This window comes from Thalassospira sp. TSL5-1 (assembly GCF_001907695.1).
Lineage (GTDB): Bacteria > Pseudomonadota > Alphaproteobacteria > Rhodospirillales > Thalassospiraceae > Thalassospira.
Genome location: NZ_KV880638.1, coordinates 493,211 through 511,881 on the forward strand (window position 1 = coordinate 493,211; position 18,671 = coordinate 511,881).

The 18,671-nt window shown below is 54.5% G+C and carries 10 protein-coding genes; 7 read left to right on the forward strand and 3 right to left on the reverse strand.

Annotation, left to right across the window (positions count from 1 at the left end):
- Window positions 1–303: 303 nt before the first annotated feature.
- The 3 genes from LF95_RS11750 (at window position 304) to LF95_RS11760 (ending at window position 7,883) form a co-directional block, all read left to right on the forward strand.
- Window positions 304–5,139, forward strand: coding sequence for an NAD-glutamate dehydrogenase (locus LF95_RS11750; RefSeq protein ID WP_073955319.1), 4,836 nt, complete (start codon window positions 304–306; stop codon window positions 5,137–5,139).
- A 197-nt stretch (window positions 5,140–5,336) separates the two neighbouring features.
- Window positions 5,337–6,230 (forward strand): zinc metalloprotease HtpX, encoded by an 894-nt coding sequence (gene htpX / locus LF95_RS11755; RefSeq protein WP_073955320.1) that lies wholly within the window; start codon window positions 5,337–5,339, stop codon window positions 6,228–6,230.
- A gap of 153 nt (window positions 6,231–6,383) precedes the next feature.
- Window positions 6,384–7,883 (forward strand): hypothetical protein, encoded by a 1,500-nt coding sequence (locus LF95_RS11760; RefSeq protein WP_073955321.1) that lies wholly within the window; start codon window positions 6,384–6,386, stop codon window positions 7,881–7,883.
- A 164-nt stretch (window positions 7,884–8,047) separates the two neighbouring features.
- On the opposite strand, the gene LF95_RS11765 is transcribed toward LF95_RS11760, so the two are convergent.
- Window positions 8,048–8,770 (reverse strand): Bax inhibitor-1/YccA family protein, encoded by a 723-nt coding sequence (locus tag LF95_RS11765; protein ID WP_073955322.1) that lies wholly within the window; start codon window positions 8,768–8,770, stop codon window positions 8,048–8,050.
- A 312-nt stretch (window positions 8,771–9,082) separates the two neighbouring features.
- Here LF95_RS11765 and LF95_RS11770 point away from each other — a divergent pair, with 312 nt between their 5' ends.
- Together LF95_RS11770 and LF95_RS11775 are read left to right on the forward strand one after the other, a co-directional pair.
- Window positions 9,083–10,705, forward strand: coding sequence for a hypothetical protein (locus LF95_RS11770; protein WP_143182019.1), 1,623 nt, complete (start codon window positions 9,083–9,085; stop codon window positions 10,703–10,705).
- Window positions 10,706–10,837: 132 nt separating this feature from the next.
- Window positions 10,838–12,454: an acyl-CoA synthetase gene (locus LF95_RS11775; RefSeq protein ID WP_073955324.1), complete on the forward strand. Its 1,617-nt coding sequence runs from the start codon at window positions 10,838–10,840 to the stop codon at window positions 12,452–12,454.
- An 83-nt stretch (window positions 12,455–12,537) separates the two neighbouring features.
- Here LF95_RS11775 and LF95_RS11780 read toward each other — a convergent pair whose 3' ends face one another.
- Entirely contained in the window at window positions 12,538–15,081 is a 2,544-nt protein-coding gene (locus tag LF95_RS11780) for an ABC transporter permease (RefSeq protein ID WP_073955325.1), read from the reverse strand.
- Window positions 15,078–15,839, reverse strand: coding sequence for an ABC transporter ATP-binding protein (locus tag LF95_RS11785; protein ID WP_083607655.1), 762 nt, complete (start codon window positions 15,837–15,839; stop codon window positions 15,078–15,080). The genes LF95_RS11780 and LF95_RS11785 overlap by 4 nt, the downstream gene beginning before the upstream one ends.
- Before the next feature lie 143 nt (window positions 15,840–15,982).
- Between LF95_RS11785 and LF95_RS11790 the strand changes: the two genes are divergently transcribed.
- Together LF95_RS11790 and LF95_RS11795 are read left to right on the forward strand one after the other, a co-directional pair.
- Window positions 15,983–16,741 (forward strand): arylesterase, encoded by a 759-nt coding sequence (locus LF95_RS11790; protein WP_252509745.1) that lies wholly within the window; start codon window positions 15,983–15,985, stop codon window positions 16,739–16,741.
- A 1,224-nt stretch (window positions 16,742–17,965) separates the two neighbouring features.
- On the forward strand, window positions 17,966–18,667 hold the full coding sequence (locus LF95_RS11795; protein ID WP_073955326.1) for a J domain-containing protein: 702 nt from the start codon (window positions 17,966–17,968) through the stop codon (window positions 18,665–18,667).
- The last annotated feature ends 4 nt before the right edge of the window (window positions 18,668–18,671 follow it).

The window sequence follows — 18,671 nt, forward strand, 5'->3', positions numbered from 1 at the left end:
TTAAAACGGTTTGCGATGCAGCAAACGGCAAATTTAAATGACAATTTCATCACACCTATGCGTTTGCGACATATCGGAACCGTTTGAAAAATCGATTTTTTTGCACTCTGGGCGTAGTTTTTGGGCACCTGATGGGCTATGTGTAAAGGTGGATGAAGGCGGCGTTTTCGTGTGTTGTTTTTTCCCACTTTGGTGCCGCCGGAGTCCCAATGCAAAAGCGATAATCCGAGGTGTTTGGTGCCGGTCGCAAAGGCCGGTACAGGCAGTTCTGGCAAACAGGACTGACAAAAAGGGAAATACGACATGAAAGCCCGAACCGACGACCCGAAACGGGAAGTCATTGACAAAGTTGTCGAGCAAGTTCACCTGCGATTGACAGGCGATGTGGCGAAGAATGCAGAAGCGTTCGTTCGCCTTTTTTATAAGAACGTACCGCCCGATGATATGGCGGGTCGTTCGATTGATACGCTGTATGGCGCTGCCCTGACGCTTTTCAAATTTGCCCAGAAGCGTCCGGGGGACAAGGCTGCCAAGATCCGGGTTTACAACCCCGATCTCGAGGAACATGGCTGGAAATCCGATCATACCGTCATCGAGATCATTAATACCGACATGCCATTTCTGGTGGATTCGGTAACCTCCGCGCTGAACGAATTTGATGCCACCGTTCATTTGGTGATCCATCCGATTATCCGTATCGCGCGGGACGATAATAATGCTTTGCAGTCTGTCAGCAGTGTTGAAGAGTCCGAAGCGCCGCGCGAATCGGTGATGCACGTTGAAATTGACGAGCAGACAGACAAAACCACCCTTCAGGCTATCCATGATCGCCTTGAAGATGTCCTGACCGATGTGGCCCTTGCGGTGCAGGACTGGCAGCCAATGATGTCTCGGGTAAAGGAAGTCCTTTCCCAGATTGAACAGGCGCCCGAGGGCATTTCTGAAAATGCGGTGCAGGAAACCCGCGATTTTCTGGAATGGCTCTATGACGACCATTTTACCCTGTTGGGGTATCGCGAATATAGATTCAGCGGTGAAGGCAAAAAGGCCAAAGTGGATGTCAATACCGACAGCCAGTTGGGCATTTTGCGTCGTGAAGGCACCCATATTTTTGATGAACTGCGCCAGTTGGGCAAACTTTCGCCCGAGGTGCAGGATTTTGTCACCAAACCGAACCTGTTGCTGGTGACAAAGGCGAACAAGCAATCCACCGTCCACCGGGCGGTGCATCTTGACACCGTGGTGGTCAAACAGTTTGACGAAACCGGCAAGGTAATTGGCCAGCATCTGTTTGTGGGTCTGTTTACCTCGGTTGCCTATAACCTGAGCCCCAGGCTGATTCCGCTTTTGCGCATGAAGCTGGATGAAACCGTCAAACGGGCCGGGTTCCCGCCCAATAGCCACGATGGCAAGGCGCTGGTCAATATTTTGGAAACCTTCCCGCGGGATGAACTGTTCCAGATTGAACTGGATGACCTCTATCATATTTGTATGGGCATTCTGCATTTGCAGGAACGTCAGCGTATTGCCCTGTTTGTGCGGCGTGATGCGTTTGAACGGTTTGTTTCCTGTCAGATTTTCTGCCCGCGCGACCGTTTCACCACCAAGCTTCGGATGAATTTCCAGCGTGTGGTTGAAGAGGCCTTTAACGGCAAGGTTTCGGCCCATTACACCCAGATTGGTGATTCCCCGCTGGCACGTTTGCATGTGCTGGTTAAAACCACGCCGGGTGAATTGCCTGAATATGACGTTCCGGACATTGAAAAACGTCTGGTTGAAGCTGCCCGCGACTGGAACGACACCATGCGCCAGGTTCTGGTGCGCGAAATGGGCGAAGAAAAGGGCCTGACCCTGTATCGCCGGTATGGTGAGTCCTTTGCCATTGATTATCAGGACCGTTTTTCGGTGGATACGGCGGTTCTGGATATCGAACGTTTTGAAGAGGTGCTGAAGTCGAACGATTTGCGGGTCAACCTGTATCGTCCGATTGAAGCGGCCGAAAACGAACTGCGCTTTAAAATCTATAATCCTGCTGCTCCGGTGCCGCTTTCTGATGTGTTGCCGATGCTGGAAAATATGGGGTTGAAGGTGATCACGGAAAACCCGTTTGCGGTAACACCGCGTGACGGGTCGGTGGGTGTTCGCATTCACGATTTTGGCGTCATCGTTGATGGCGAGTTTGTGCTGCATGAAGTGCGCAACAAGTTCCAGGAACTGTTTGTCCGCATGTGGCATGGCGAAGTTGAAAACGATGCCTTTAACCGTTTGGTGCTGCTGGGCGGGCTGGACTGGCGTGAAGTCGTGGTCTTGCGCACTTATGCCCGTTACATGCGCCAGACGGGTTCGGCCTTCTCGCAGGACTATCTGGCAAAAACGCTGGCCAATAATTCCGCACTGGCAACATCGCTGGTCGAATTGTTCATTGCCCGCTTTGACCCGGACCGTGACAACGGCGTGGAAGCCGAAATCGCCGCGATTGAAAGCGATATTCTCGCCCGTCTTGATGATGTGATGAACCCGGATGAGGACCGTATCTTGCGGGCCTTCCTTAATCTGGTGCAATCGAGCCTGCGCACCAACTATTTCCAGGTGGGCGAAGATGGCAATCCCAAGCCTTATTTGTCGATCAAGTTCAATTCGGCCGAGGTAGAAGATTTGCCCCTGCCACGCCCGTGGCGGGAAGTGTTTGTTTATTCCCCGCGTGTTGAAGCCGTGCATTTGCGCGGTGGCCCGGTGGCGCGTGGTGGTATTCGCTGGTCGGACCGCCAGGAAGATTTCCGCACCGAAATTCTCGGCCTGGTCAAGGCGCAGATGGTCAAGAATGCCGTGATCGTGCCGGTGGGTTCCAAGGGCGGTTTTGTCGTCAAACGTCCTCCAGTGGATGGCACGCGCGAGGCCTTTTTGGAAGAAGGCATCGAATGTTACAAAACCCTAATGCGCGGCCTGTTGGACATCACCGACAATATTGTGGCCGGTAAAGTCGTTGCCCCGGAACGGGTGCGTCGCCTGGATGAGGATGATCCCTATCTGGTGGTTGCTGCCGATAAGGGTACCGCGACATTCTCGGACATCGCCAATGGTGTGGCGCGGGATTATGGCTTCTGGCTCGATGATGCCTTTGCGTCGGGCGGATCGCAGGGCTATGACCACAAGAAAATGGGCATTACGGCCCGTGGTGCGTGGGAATCGGTCAAGCGGCATTTCCGCGAAATTGGCAAGGACATCCAGCAGGAACCCTTCACCGTTGTTGGTGTGGGCGATATGTCGGGTGACGTTTTTGGCAATGGCATGTTGCTGTCCGAACAGATCCGTCTGATCGCGGCCTTTAACCACATGCACATTTTTGTCGATCCTGACCCGGACCCGGCCACCAGCTTTGCCGAACGCAAACGCCTGTTTGAGATGCCGCGTTCGACCTGGGCCGATTACGATGAAAAGCTGCTGTCCAGGGGCGGGGCGATTTTTGACCGCCGGGCCAAAAGCCTGGACCCGTCACCCGAAGTCCGCAAGGTGCTTGGTCTTGGCAGTGACAAGGTCACACCGGCTGACATGATGAAGGCCATTTTGAAGGCCAGGGTCGAACTGCTGTGGTTTGGCGGTATTGGTACCTATATCAAGGCCGGGAGCGAAACCAATGCCGATGCGGGCGACCGCGCCAATGATGCCATTCGCATCAATGGGGCCGATGTAAAGGCACAGGTTATTGGCGAAGGGGCCAACCTTGGCTGTACCCAGCGCGGGCGTATTGAATATGCCCATTCTGGCGGCCGTTTGAACACCGATGCCATCGACAATGCCGGTGGTGTTAACTGTTCGGACCACGAGGTCAATATCAAGATCCTGCTGGGCGAAGTGGTTGCCAATGGTGACATGACGGAAAAGCAGCGCAACAAGCTGCTGGAAGACATGACCGAAGAGGTGGGTGAACTGGTTCAGCGCGATAATTATGTGCAAAGCCAGGCCATTTCCAACATCTATGCCGGCGGAGGCGATGCGCTTGATGCCCAGGTGCGTTTGATCCGCATGCTGGAACGGGAAGGGCGTCTTAATCGGGAAATTGAATTTTTGCCCGATGAAGAGGAAATCACCCGTCGTTTCAATGCCCATGAAGGTTTGACCCGACCGGAAATTTCGGTGCTGATGCCCTATGCCAAATTGTGGCTGTATGACGAAGTGCTGAATTCCGACTTGCCGGATGATCCGATCCTGGTCGAGGAACTGGTGCGCTATTTCCCGACCCCGCTGCGTAAAAAATACGCCGATGCAGTGTCGCATCATCGTTTGCGGCGTGAAATCATTGCCACTGTCGGTATTAACAGCCTGGTCAACCGTGTTGGCGGGACGTTTGTGCATGACATGATGGAAGCCACCGGGTTTTCGGCGGTGGATGTATCACGCGGTTATCTGATCACGCGGGCGGTGTTTGGTCTGCGTGAAATCTGGGCCGGGATCGAAGATCTGGATAATGTCGTTGCGGCCCAGGTACAGACCGAAATGTTCAAGGATGTCGGCCGCATGGTCGAAGACGTGACATTGTGGTTCCTGCGGCATTGCGAAGAACTGAATGTGGGCGAGAAAATCGAGCGTTTCCGTCCGCAAGTCACCCGTGTGATCGAAGCTTTTGACGAGATCATTCCGGGCGATGCGGCCATTCGCAGCACGCTTAAGCACCGTGTCGATCATCTGAAAAAGCAGAATGTGCCTTTGGATTTGGCAAAACGTGTGGCGGCGATGCAGCAGATGGTTGCGGTTTGCGATATCGTTCGCATTGCCGAGGCTTCCGAACGCGACGTTCTGGAAGTGGGAGCGACCTATTTTGCGGTTGGCGCGCGCTTCCAGTTGGGTCTTTTGCGCACGGCAGCCGATTCGGTTGAAGCCGAAACCCATTGGCAGAAACTGGCCCGCAATGCCGCGATTGATGACCTGTTTGGTCATCAGCGCGAACTGACCCGGGTGGTTCTGAGCGAAGACAGTGAAGGTGCCATCGGTGCCGATGCCGTTGAAAAATGGGTGGAAAATCATAAACGCGGTACGCAGCGGTGTGACGAGTTGATTGATGAACTGCGTGCTGTTGGCCAGATCGATCTTGCCATGATCACGGTTGCCAACCGTCAGATCAGAAGCCTGATTGGCGGGTAAGTGGCATATCGGTCATTTTATACATGAACGAAGCGGGGGCGGTTTGATCGCCCCCGTTTTGTTTTGGGCATAAAAGCGGCGGTTTCCGGGCTTTGAGGGGGATTTGCGACCTATGTCACATTCGGTACCGTGATGGCTTGTGCCATTTTTGAAATAACCTATCTTCTGGTCGATAAGCCGAATGGAGGAAGACCAGAATGAATTATGTGCGGACCGGAATGCTGCTGGCGGGGATTACCGCGCTTTTTGGCGTGGTCGGCATGATGATTGGCGGCCAGCAGGGTATGATCATTGCGCTGTTATTTGCCGGTGGCATGAATATTTTTGCCTATTGGAATTCCGATAGCATGGTGCTGCGCATGCGCCGTGCGCAAGAGGTCGATGAAAACACCGCCCCCGAACTGGTGGGTATTGTGCGCCAGTTGGCACAGCGTGCGGAACTGCCTATGCCCAAGGTTTATATCATCGACAATCCCCAGCCCAATGCCTTTGCGACCGGGCGCAACCCCGAACATGCGGCGGTTGCAGCCACCACCGGGCTGTTGCAGTTGTTGAATGCCAATCAGATTGCCGGGGTGATGGCCCACGAGTTGGCCCATGTTAAAAACCGCGATACCCTGACCATGACCATTACGGCAACGCTGGCAGGCGCCATTTCGGCGCTGGCAAATTTTGCCATGTTTGCCGGTATCTTTGGGGGGCATCGCGAAAACAACAATAACCCGCTGGGCGGCTTTGGTATGATTTTGATGGCCTTGCTGGCCCCGCTGGCCGCTGGCTTGGTACAAATGGCAATATCGCGCACCCGCGAATATGAAGCCGACCGGATCGGGGCGGAAATTTGCGGGCATCCGCTTTGGCTGGCTGATGCGCTGGCACGGCTGGATCACGGGGTGCATAGTGTGCCCAACCCCGATGCCGAACGGAACCCGGCAACCGCGCATATGTATATTGCCAATCCCCTGTCGGGCAAGGGCATGGACAATCTGTTTGCCACCCACCCGTCAATGGAAAACCGGATTGCCAAATTGCGTGAGATGGCAGGATCGCCCCATAGCCAGCCCCGCAGGCGCCAGCGCCCCTGGGGGTAAATTTACCCGCGGGTTCTGCTTCCTTTCCTAACCTTCAGTATGTGGTGGTTCCGGGCGATTCATAATTGACGGTTGGGTGTTGGCATCTGATGATATTGGTTACAGATGCGATTTCTATTGCATGTCAATATCTTGCCAAAAGGAATGGGGTGGATGGCCGGTTTCTGGTCAACACTGGGTTTGGTTATCAGGGCGATGTTGGGTTTGGTGCCGGGGCAAACGGCACCAAGCACGCTTGTGTCCGATGGCAACCAAAATGGCGGAAACGGGCAGGGCGTGTGTGGTGTTGCCGATTTCGGGCTTGAAGGCCTTGATCTTGGCGCAAGCCTTAAAACCCTGCTGGCTGATTTCCCCGATTATGATGTCGTTGCCGTATCGCACCGCATTTCTATCAGTTGCGATACCCCTGACCCGTTCTATGCTGTCAGAGACGCCCAAAGCCTGGCGTGGAATGCCGCCTTGCGCCAGAATTGCACATCCCTGGTGTGGGGCCATGTTTCGGATGATCAGAAATCTTTATCCCTGTGGTTTGCCTGCCGTCAGAACGGTTTTTCCCCTCATGAACTGTTTTTAGCCCAGAAATATGATTTTACCTTGCCCCTGGCCGAGGATTTTGCCGAGGCCTTAAAGCTGTTGTTGCTTTCCGAACGTCTGGGCCGGGCCGATAGTGCGGCTTTGCGCGGTGAAAATGCCGCCCGGCTGGCAAAGGCATTGGAGGCACAGCAGGACCGTATCCGCAACCAAGACTTTGTTGAGGAATGTGGCGAGGGGACCAGCCTTGCCTATGCCACAGCCTGCCTGGCCCTGGCCGAAAATGGCGATCGTAGTTGGTGCCAGCTTGGGGCAGAAGCAATTGAGCCGCTGATTGCCGCCTGTTTGGGCGGTGATGCGTCCCTGGACCGGGATGCACTGGCCCTGCATATTTCCCGGGCCGGGGCATCGGGTGTTGAAAATTTGCGTGCCGAACATGTCGCGGTGCTGGCCCTGTATGGGCATTTGCTGAATTGGGCATCATTGGGCAGTTCCGCCAGCCGGGTTCCCATGATGGCGGTGGATATATGGCGCATTTTGTTGCATCGCTTTGAATATGCCGCCGGGGCGACAGTTACCAAAAGCATTTGTCTGCTGCGCCTGGGTGAGGCCTGCTGTGCCCTTGCCCGTGAAACCCGTAATGATGATTTGGCAGAACAGGCGGTAAATTATTTGCGGCGGGCTTTGGGCGTCTGTGAAGCCAATAGTCACCCGGTGTTATATGGCCTGATTACCTATCATCTGGGCGATGCGTTGATCGCCCACGGTAAATTGATCAAAACCGGGGTCGAGTTTGCAAATATCATTCCCTTTTTTCAGGCCACGTTAAAGGTCTGTGGCCGGCGCGAGAATTTGTATTTGTGGGGGCGTGCCATGTTTGCCTTGGCAACGGTGCAGGCGATGCAGGGCCGTGAAGACCGTAATATTGGTATTTTGCGCACCGCCCGCATGAATTTCATCCAGGCACAGCAAAATCTGGAGGAAGCCGGTGCACGCTCTGCCGCGCGCACGGCCGTGGGCGGGCAAATGCGCGTTGAAGCCGCCATTCATGAAATGGCTGCCAATGGTAAAGATGTGGAAGCCAACGTGGGAAACGCCCCCTCTGCCAAGGCCGCGAGCTAAAACGATTTGCCTTTCGTCAGGTGGCATTAAAGACAAATTGCTTTAAGCTGAACCCAACGCCAAACAAAACACCCCCACAAGCCGGGCTTGCGGGGGTGTTTGTGTTTCGGGGTTGGCTGGGACGCTGGATGGAAAACAATGCGCCCCGCGCCGAACCGGGCCTGTTAGTTGCGTGCGTTACCAAAGAAACGCAGCAGCATGATGAACAGGTTGATGAAATCGAGATACAGCTGCAGGGCACCAAAGATGGCCTTTTTGCCTGCGGTGGTGGTGTCGTCACCTTCCCAGTAGCTTTCCTTGATGCGCTGGGTGTCATAAGCGGTCAGACCGGTAAAGATCAGAACACCGGCGGCCGAAATGACAAACTGCAACATCGTGCTGCCAAGGAAGATGTTAACCACGCTGGCAATGATCAGGCCGATCAAACCCATGAACAGGAAGCTACCCCAACCCGACAGATCCTTTTTGGTGGTGTAGCCATAAAGGCTCATGGCACCAAAAGTACCTGCGGTGATGAAGAAGGTGCGCGCGATGCTTTCACCGGTATACACCAGAAAGATCGAGGACAGCGACAGTCCCATCAGGGCGGCATAGGCCCAGAACACGGCCTGTGCGGCAGGCATGCTCATTTTGTGAATGCCAAAGCTAAGAACCAAGACCAGCGCAAACGGTGCCAGCATGACGACCCAGGAAAGACCCGAGCCGAACACAGCCTGCATGAAAGCCGGGCTGCTTGCAGCGGCCAGCGCGACGATCCCCGTCAGGGCCAGCGCAGACGCCATATAGTTATAGACGCGCAGCATATAGGTCCGAAGACCGGCATCAATGTCGGCCGCCGACTGGCCAGCCGAGACAGAATAGCCACGTCGTTGCGTTTCGAAAGCCATTGAATTCCCTCATATGATCCAGTTTGAGCGGGATTGATCCTACAATCCATCACTGGTCAAAATATGGCAGGATTTGACGGAAAAGCAATGTTTGCAGGCCGTTGAACGCCAGAGTGGATCAAGGCCTTGTGATTTTGTTCACATTTGGAATTATGACAAAATAAATGCGATCTGAAATTTCGCGCTATAGTTGGGAAAATCGAAAGATTGCTTTAATTTCCGGGGGACGGAGATTTGGCTATATATATGAAAATAAAGGGATTTTTGTCAAAGTCGTGGCGTGGGGTTCCATTTGGATTCGCGCTGGGAATTTTGCTTTGGGGCAATTTTACGGTTTTGCCGGTTGCGGCTGCACCGCAGGCAGGCAGCCCCCCTTCAAAACAAAGTGATCATCCAGCCGGTGATTTTTGCGCCGATTCCGCCCTGTCAGCGCATCCCTGCCCGGTTTTGCCTGCCGATATTGCGCAATTTGATGCCAATTTCATTTATCGCTTTGTCGGGCCCGAATCCCAACGTCCGTTTGATCGCTTTTCCTGGCAGGCTTTTATTGCCATGACATGGCCGACAACCGGGGCAGGGCGGGCTGTGTCTTATCAGGCGGCACGCACCCCGGTACCGGAATGGATGCCCCGCTGGCAGCGACTGATTCCCCGGGACAGTTTTATTCATGGTGAAGTATCCCATCCGGTGGTGCAAAAGGCGCGGCTGGCCTGTGCCAAGGGGGATATGGCAACCTTTGCCCGTTTGGCGGGCACCCCGGATGCCGTCGGAAAAATCGCAAAGACGACCCTGCCCTTAGTAGCCGATGATGAAAGCCTGGCAATCGCCGCGCCGAACCGGCTTTTTCTTGAGGGCTATCATCAGGCGACAGGGGACGTGCTGATTGATCAGGCGGGAAATTATGTTCTGTATGAAACCCGCATGAACAGGGTGGCGGCGGATTATATCCGCGCCAACGGCCTTGAGAGCTTTGCCGGGCGGGCGCGCTTTGCCGAAGGCGGCAAAGATATTTCGTTTCCGCAACGCACCGGTATTGCCGATACCGGACTTATTCCGGCTGTGAAGCAGGCGCATGGGAAACAGCCAATCGGGCCTGGGGCAACTCTGGTAAAAATGGCATGGCGCATTTTGCCAAAAGGGCAAGATGCCACGGGGAAAGGTCCAGAGAGCACCTTTTTAACCCGTAAGGCCAGGATATTCGTTGCCGGGCAAAACAGCCTGTCTGGGCATCCCCTGTGTCTTGAAGAAGATGTCGGATTGATTGGTATGCACCTGGTTCAAAGGGTTGTGAGCGGCAATGGGGATCGTTGGATATGGTCAACCTTTGAACATGTTGCCAATGCACCGCTGGCCGGAAATGCCCGCCGCCCCAACAGCTTCATTGCCAAAAACCTGTTTCCCGACGGGTGCTATCTGCCGGGGGTGACAAAGGGGAAGCCTGCCTTCAAACGCCCGGTAGCTGCACCGGTAACAGATATTGCCAAACCAGAACAATTTAACCTTTTCAGGCCGCCATCAACGGCGAAACCGGCTTCGCTGGAAACCTCAGTTGTTAATCAGGGTGTGAGCAGCAAGGCCCTATGGGGCGCAGAACAGCCTTACGCGGTAAATGCGTGGGGCGATGCCATACCGCGATCGCAACTGGTGCGGTGCTGGAAAGTGTTTGAAGGCACGGAAAAAACCAATGAAGAATGGCACGCGGAATTAAAGGGATCGGTTTGGACCAACTATTTTTTGGTGGGCACCCAATGGATCGGAAATGGCGGCGGGGTACCGTTTGGTGTTGGCGAGGTTCCGCGCTTTTTAAGTAATCTGACGATGGAAAGTTTTATTCAGGATAAAGCCGTTGGCAGTTGCCTGGGGTGTCACAGCACCGCGCGCAGCGATGCGGGGCAGCCTGCCAATTTTACCTTTATGCTGGCACCAACCAATTGACGCTAGTTTTATATTAGAAAAACAAATAAGACATTTCACTTGCCTGTATTCCATTTTAGGATGCGGGCGATAATAAACATCCGCCAGATGACAGACCCGAAAAGGGCATGGCGGGAACAGGCAGGGGGAAACATGCTGCCCGCAGCAATTGATTATACCGGTCTATGCCGGGGGTTTTCGTGGGATATTCCCGAATTTTACAATATCGGCGTTGATGCCTGCGACAAATGGGCCGATGACCCGGCACGGCTGGCACTGATCCATCGTCGTGCGGATGGCACAAGACGGGATTACAGCTTTGCCCAGATGCGCCGTTTGTCCAATCGTTTCGCAAACGTATTGGCCCGGCATGGCATCACGCGGGGCGACAGGGTGGCAATATTGCTGCCGCAATGCCCCGAAACCGCCATTTCCCATATCGCGACCTATAAGCTCGGCGCGATTGCCGTACCGCTTTTCACCCTGTTTGGGGTCGATGCGCTGGAATACCGGCTTGGCAACTGTGCCGCCCGCGCCCTGGTAACAGACCTGGCCGGAGCGCGCAAAATTGCCGAGATCCGCGATTTGCTGCCAGCACTCGAGCATGTTTATGTCATTGATGGCAAACCCGATGATTGCCTGGATTTTAAAGCGCTCAGTTACGAAGCCAGCGATGACTTTACCCCGGTTGCCACCCGTGCCGATGACCCGGCCCTGATCATTTATACATCGGGCACCACGGGCCAGCCCAAGGGCGCGTTGCATGCCCACCGGGTTTTGTTGGGGCATTTGCCCGGTGTTGAAATGTCGCACGACCTGTTTCCCCAGCCCGGCGACCTGATATGGACACCGGCGGACTGGGCCTGGATTGGCGGCTTGCTGGATGTGTTATTACCGGCCTGGCATCACGGGGTGGCGGTGGTGGCCCACCGGTTTGAAAAATTCAGCGCCGAGCAGGCCTGCGCCCTGATGGCGGAATATGGCGTGCGCAATGCCTTTTTGCCGCCAACCGCCCTTAAAATGATGCGCGCCACCCCGGCCGAACAGCTTGACGCACATCGTTGCGATTTGCGCACAATCGCCAGTGGTGGTGAAACCCTGGGGGCAGAGATGCTGCAATGGGGGCGCGAGACCTTTGGTTTGACGATTAACGAATTTTACGGCCAGACGGAATGCAACATGATTGTTAGTTCGGCCCACAGCCTGAATGTGACACAGGCGGGTAGTATGGGGTGTGCCGTTCCCGGCCACGAGATTAGCATTATCGATGAAACCGGGGCCGAAATGGCATCGGGCCGTGTCGGCATGATCGCGGTGCGCAGCCCGGACCCGGTGATGTTTTTGCATTATTGGCGCAACGAGGCCGCAACCAAAGCCAAGTTTATCGGGGACTGGCTGGTGACGGGCGATTTGGGTACCCGGGGCGAAGATGGTTTCATTCGCTTTGTCGGACGCGAGGATGACGTCATCAGCTCGGCGGGCTATCGCATTGGCCCCGGCGAAATCGAAGATTGTCTGATTGCCCATCCGGCAGTCCGGATGGCCGGTGTGATTGGCAAGGAAGACCCGTTACGGGGGCAGATCATCAAGGCATTTCTGGTGTTAGACGATTCAGTACCAGACCCGGAAAGTCTGACAAAGGACCTGTCGGAGTTTGTCCGTACCCGGTTGGGCGCGCATGAATATCCGCGTGAATTTGCCTTTGTCGATACTCTGCCCATGACGGCGACGGGTAAAATCGTGCGGCGGGCGTTGCGCGATATGGCCTGAGTTTTTGAACTGGTAATAATGATAAAGGGCAGCGCCGGAAGGATCGCTGCCCTTTATGTTTTTATGTTTTGTTTGTGTATCGATTATTCATTGCGCAAAATCGGTGCCGCCGGGCTGCGCAAAGCATGCCAGGTGCCAATGAACCCGGCAGTCAGGGTTGCAGCCAGGCCGATGAGGATGGGCCCCAGAATGGTCAGCGGCAGCAGGGTCCAGCTTGCCCCCATCACCAGCACCAACACCGCCCAGGCCGCCGCACTGCCAAACAGCGCGGCAATAATGCCGGTAGACAGGCCCAAAATGCCGTATTCCAGCGCATAGGCATACAGGATGTTGGCCCGTGTTGCGCCCAGGGTTTTAAGCACAACCGCATCATAAATGCGTTTGCGCCGTCCGGCCGCCACCGCCCCGGCCAGCACCAGCACCCCGGCAATAATGGCAATCGAGCTTGTGGCACTTAGCGCGATGCCGATCCCGGCCAAAATGGTGTTGGCGGCTTCCAGGGCCTCGCGCACCCGAATGGCGGAAACATTGGGGAAGTCCTTGCCAATCAGCCGGTCGACAGGTTCTTCCATTTTGGGCGGCATATGGGCCGTTGCAATCAGACTGTAGGGGGCCTTGTCGATCAGGCCGGGGGAAAACACCATGGCAAAATTCATGCGCAGGCTTTGCCAGTCCACCTCGCGCAGATTGGCAATTTCAGCGGTAATGTCGCGGCCCAAAACATTGACGGTCAGGGTGTCGCCCGGTTTCAGGTTAAAGCTGGCCCCAATATCGGCCGTTAGGGACACAAGCGGCTTTTGTGCATTGTCATAATCACGCGGCCACCATTTCCCCTGCGTAATTACCGTGCCTTCCGGCGGGGTTTGGGCAAAGGTCAGGCCCCGGTCGCCGCGTAAAAACCAGCGATCATCCCCAGGCGGAACGTCGTTGGCATTCACCCCGTTTAGCGCCACAACCCGGCCGCGCAACATCGGGGTTTGTTCAACATTGCCAACATCGGGCTGGTTTGTCAGCTCGGCACGGAAATCATCCATCTGGTCGGGACGAATATCGAGAAAGAAAAAGGCCGGGGCGGATTTCGGCAGGCGGTCCTGAATCTCGTGGTTCAAATTGCCTTCAATGCTGGCAATTGTGACGAGAAGCGTTAATCCCAGCCCCAGTGATAGCGTCACCGCCACGGTCGAGGTGCCCGGCCGGTGCAGGTTTGCCAGGGCAAGGCGGGTAAAGGCATTGCGGCCTTTGGTTAACCGTTTTGAAACCGATATGACAATCCGCCCGGCCAGCACAAAAATGGCGATGGCGGCTATGGATGCTCCGACAAAGCCCAGCGCAATGGCGGTATCCGTCGCACTTGCCACGGTCAGGATCAGTAGCAAAGCCAGCGGAATGGCCAGCAGGGGCACATCCTTGCGCCGAACGCCCGCGCCATTTAACCCGGCCCCGGATCGAAACAGCCGTGCGGCGGGAATTTCGCGCGCGCGCAGCAGCGATGGCAGGGCAAAGACCAGTGTGGTCAGAATACCAAACGCCGTGGCAATCATCAGCGAGGGCAGGGCCGGTGCGGCCGTGACCGCGATGGGCAGTTTATCGGCCAGAATGGGGGCGACCAGCATGGGGGCCAGCGCGCCGATGATCAGGCCAATGACAATGCCCAAAAGGGCAATAACCAGGATTTGCAGGAAATAGATGCGCAAAACCAGCCCGTGTGTCGCGCCAATGGATTTTAGGGTGGCAATCACCGATGTTTTGCTTTCGACATGGCTGCGCACGGCATTGGCAACGCCAATACCCCCCACCAGCAGGGCGGATAATCCCACCAGAGTTAAAAACAGGGTGAGGCGTTCAACAAAACGTTTCAGGCCGGGGCTGGCATTGTTGGTGTCGCGCACGCGCCAGCCTTCATTGGCAAACTGTTTGTCCAAGCGGTCGCGAAAGGCTTGAATGCTGTCGTTATTTTTCAGATCGATCAGATAATGATAATGTACCAGACTGCCCGGCACGATCAGCCCGGTATCGGCCAGGGCCGGCAGGGACACCATCAGGCGCGGCCCGAAATTCAAAAAGCCAATCGCCTTATCCGGCTCCTTGGCAATCACGCCGCGAATTTGGACATCAATATCGCCTAATTTGACCTTATCGCCGACCTTTATGTTCAGGCGTTCAAGCAAGCCTGCCTCGGCAACACCGCCCCAAATGCCGTCTTTCTGGTTCAGAATACCTGCAAATGGGGTATCGTTTTGCAACTGAATCTGTCCAAAAAGCGGGTATTGGTCATCCACCGCCTTTAGTTCGACCAGGCGGCGCTGGTCATTGCCATAGGCGGTGGCGCGCAGGGTGGCTATTTTGCCAACGCGATCGGCATTGTCGGCAAACCAGCTTTGCTGCTCGGGGCTGGCAGGCATATTAACCTGCTGAATTTCAATATCCCCGCCCAAAAGGGCGCGGCCATCGCGCTCCAGCGCACCCAAAACCGATTGCGAAACGTTTCCGACAGCGGCAATGGTGCCAACGCCCAGCGCCAGGCAGGCGAGAAAAATCCAGAAGCCGCGCAAACCGCCGCGTAATTCGCGCCGTGCCACGCGCCAAGCCATCGCCCATTGATTGGGTTGGGAGGTTTGAGGGGTCATTGTGCTGATTCCCCGGTCGAAACAATCTCGCCATCGCGCATGGTGACAGAACGGTCACAGCGCGATGCCAGGCCTTCATCATGGGTGATCAATAACAGGGTTGATCCGCGCTTGGCGGCCAGATCAAACAGCAGTTGGATAATCGTTTCGCCTGTGTTCCCGTCCAGGTTGCCGGTGGGTTCGTCGGCCAAAAGCAGTTCCGGGTCGGTCGCAAGCGCACGGGCCAGGGCAACGCGCTGTTGCTCCCCACCACTAAGCTGGCCGGGATAATGATCCATCCGGTGGCCCAGGCCCACAGCGGTCAATTCTTCGCGGGCCCGTTCAAAGGCGTCGCTGCGCCCGGCAAATTCCATGGGCAGAGCAACGTTTTCAAGCGCACTCATGGAGGGGACCAGATGAAAATCCTGAAAAACAATGCCGACATGATGACGACGGAATAAGGCCAGTCCGTCTTCGCTCAGGGTGCGCAAATTATGGCCGCAAATTTCAAGGGTACCCTCCTGGGCCTGTTCCAGCCCGGCAATGACCATCAAAAGCGATGTTTTGCCGGAACCTGATGGGCCGATCAGGCTGACACGTTCGCCCGCGCGGATGGAAAGATCGATGTTTTTAAGGATATCCACCGTACCCGCCGGGCCTTTTAAACTCAGCTTCAGCCCCTTGACGTTGACGGGAAGCTGTGCCGCCGATGATTGCGCATCCGATTGCGTTTGACGGTCGGTCGAAGACAGAGACGGGGCAGAAGCAGTATCACGCATGAAAATTCCAGTCCGGTTGCGCCAAAGCAGCGGGTTTGGCAGGTGACAGGGGCAAAAGGCCCTTGCGTCGATCGAAATCCGTGCAAACTATTGAATGAACGTTCGCCAAGCCGGTATCGCGCCAGCATAACAAGAGGAAGCCGATGAATACCCGCAGAAATGTATCAATCATGCCAGAGGGGCAAGGCCCCGGTGTTAACAGTTTCACTATTTGGGGCGGGATTGATCATTTTTTCGGCAGTTTTGTCCGGCAATTCAGGGTCGGGTTTGGCCTGCTGGCAATCGTTTCGGTTTGTATCTTTTTCCATCCGGCATTTGCGCAATCATCCGGTAAATCCGATGCGCAGCCATCGGACCCAACGATTGTCCTGTTTGGTGACAGTTTAATTGCCGGTTATGGCCTGCCTGAACAGGATGGATTTGCCCCAAATCTGGCGGCATCCCTTAAAAAGGCCGGGGTTAGCGCCCGTGTGATTAATAGTGGTGTTTCTGGTGATACCACGGCGGCGGGGCTGGCGCGGCTGGATTGGGCAATGGTGGATAAACCGGACCTGGTTGTGTTGGAGCTGGGGGCAAATGATGCCCTGCGCGGTGTGGAACCGGCGCAAACCCGCAAAAACCTGGAACAGATCATTCAAAAATTGCAGGCGCAAAAGACGGCCATATTGCTGGTCGGCATGATGGCGCCGCCCAATATGGGCAAGGAATATGGTCAGGAATTTAATGCAATTTATCCTGATCTGGCGCAAAAATACGATCTGCCGCTTTATCCGTTCTTCCTTGACGGGGTTGCGGCCAACCCGTCCCTGAACCAGCAGGACGGCATGCACCCCAATGCCAAAGGGGTGGATGTGATTGTGGAAAAAATCACCCCGGCAATTTTGGATGCTCTTCCCCGCTAACATGCTGTGATTTAACAGTATTTTAGATCGCTGCTTTTAACGCCTTAAAACAGGCGACGCTGCCATTTACAGGCCGCGCACGGCTGCTTTGGGCGTTTTCCGGTACTTATGGGCAAAATGCCGGTTTTCGTGTGACGACCCGGCATGACCGCGTGGCCCGGCAGGCTTGGTTTGCTATCAAATGACAGACAGCTTCACGGGATTTTATTTAAGTATTTGTTTTAAATAAGATAATTCTATCTTTTGCTTCGCTGGTTGGCATCCTTACCATTTTTGCGAAGGGTCAAATGGCCTGTGGGCCGTTGTTTTCAGGTCAAAAACGCATGGCTCGCGCCAGCGCATAATTGGAAAACGATGCCTGATTAAAGGCTTATCTGCGAAATTGTATCTGGAATCATATTTCAAGAGAGCGAAAAGAGAAAATTTTCGTTCTGCGCTGGATAAAAAACTGCAAAAGTAGATAGTTTTTGTAACGGGATCGAAATATTTATATTCTGTTTTATGAATATAAAGGTTGAGATGTGTCGGTTTTCATTTTATTATTTTAATTTCAATGACTTAAATGTCAAAAATCAAGAGTCGAATTGTTGAAAATTTAGAAAAAACCGGCAAAAAATTCCGATTTTAGTCTTGAAATTGGGGCTGTTAATACCTTGTTTACTTTCTCCCGCATACCAGCCCCAAGGGCGTTAACTGCATTCGTAGATTTTGAGTTTTAGCAACGCGGATTCAGTGTCTTTTGGCTGCAAATTTTCCAAAATTTGACCGCAAACCGAAACAAATTCCTGTTCTGATGTCCTTTTGGGTTCGATGCTGATCCGCTCTTTGTTAAATCCAGATAACATACTGATTTTATGTAATAAAAAGTAAGTATGATGCGGTGTTTCGGATCGTTTTTGGCAGCGTTGCATGGCTTGAGCAGGTGGCGTTAACTTTTTGTTATGCATTTCCAGAATGCGCTTAATTGGTGCGTGATTTTAAAAATAATGGTTTTATTTCAATGTGTTATCTCTATCTCGCCAGACGTGTATGACAATATTTTTCTGTGAAACAAAGAGAGACGGCCGAAAATTGACTCGGAAACGATTCGATTTTATCAACTTTTGTAGTTGCGCCGTAAAACACCGTCCCCTAAACTTTCGCCCAGACACGTAACGGGCGTGGCGGGGCAGGTTTGCCGCTACGTAACCGTCATCCCTCCGGGTTTCAGGATTAAGGGTCCTTATGGCGTCGCCAACCGTCAAACAGTCTTATACCATTCCCTGTGCCAGCGTTTTTCGCGATGCGGTTCTGGATCTTGCTAGCCGCCGCGAGGTTAATGCTGCCGACCTGGCGCGTTCTGTCATGTTGATTGTCCCCCAGGATGTGATTGAGTCTTACGATGATCCTGGCGATCCGCCACCGGGTGACCGGGAAACCATTGTTTTGAAATCCGGCCCGGCCGAAGGGCGGCCGTGGCGACGCAAACCAAGGCTGCAGCTTCGGCTGCCATCGGGTTATAGCATTGCAACGGTGCGTAAGGCCTTGAAAATGGCGCTGGATTTTGAGGGCGGCCATGTGCGCATTCGGGTGGACCGGGCCGATATTGTCGCTGCGGAAAAACGCGCCCTGCAGGAAATTGCTGATCTGAAAAAGCGCATTGCCCAGCCCCCCGCCGAATTGATTCAATCGCGCGAGGAAGTCGAAAGGCTGCGCCAGATTGTCCATAATCTGGCCTTTGATCCGCTGGATCGCGGGGTGAGTACCTATAACGATGCCCTGCATGTTATGGGCTTCGCTCCGGGTGCGCGGCCGGACCTTAAGGCCATTCGCAGTAAATACCGGGTGTTGGCGGCCATTCACCATCCCGATAGCAATTATGGCTCCCATCAGCGCATGACGCAGTTAAATGCCGCAATGGAGCTGTTGCGGCGTCATGTCGGGTAAGGCA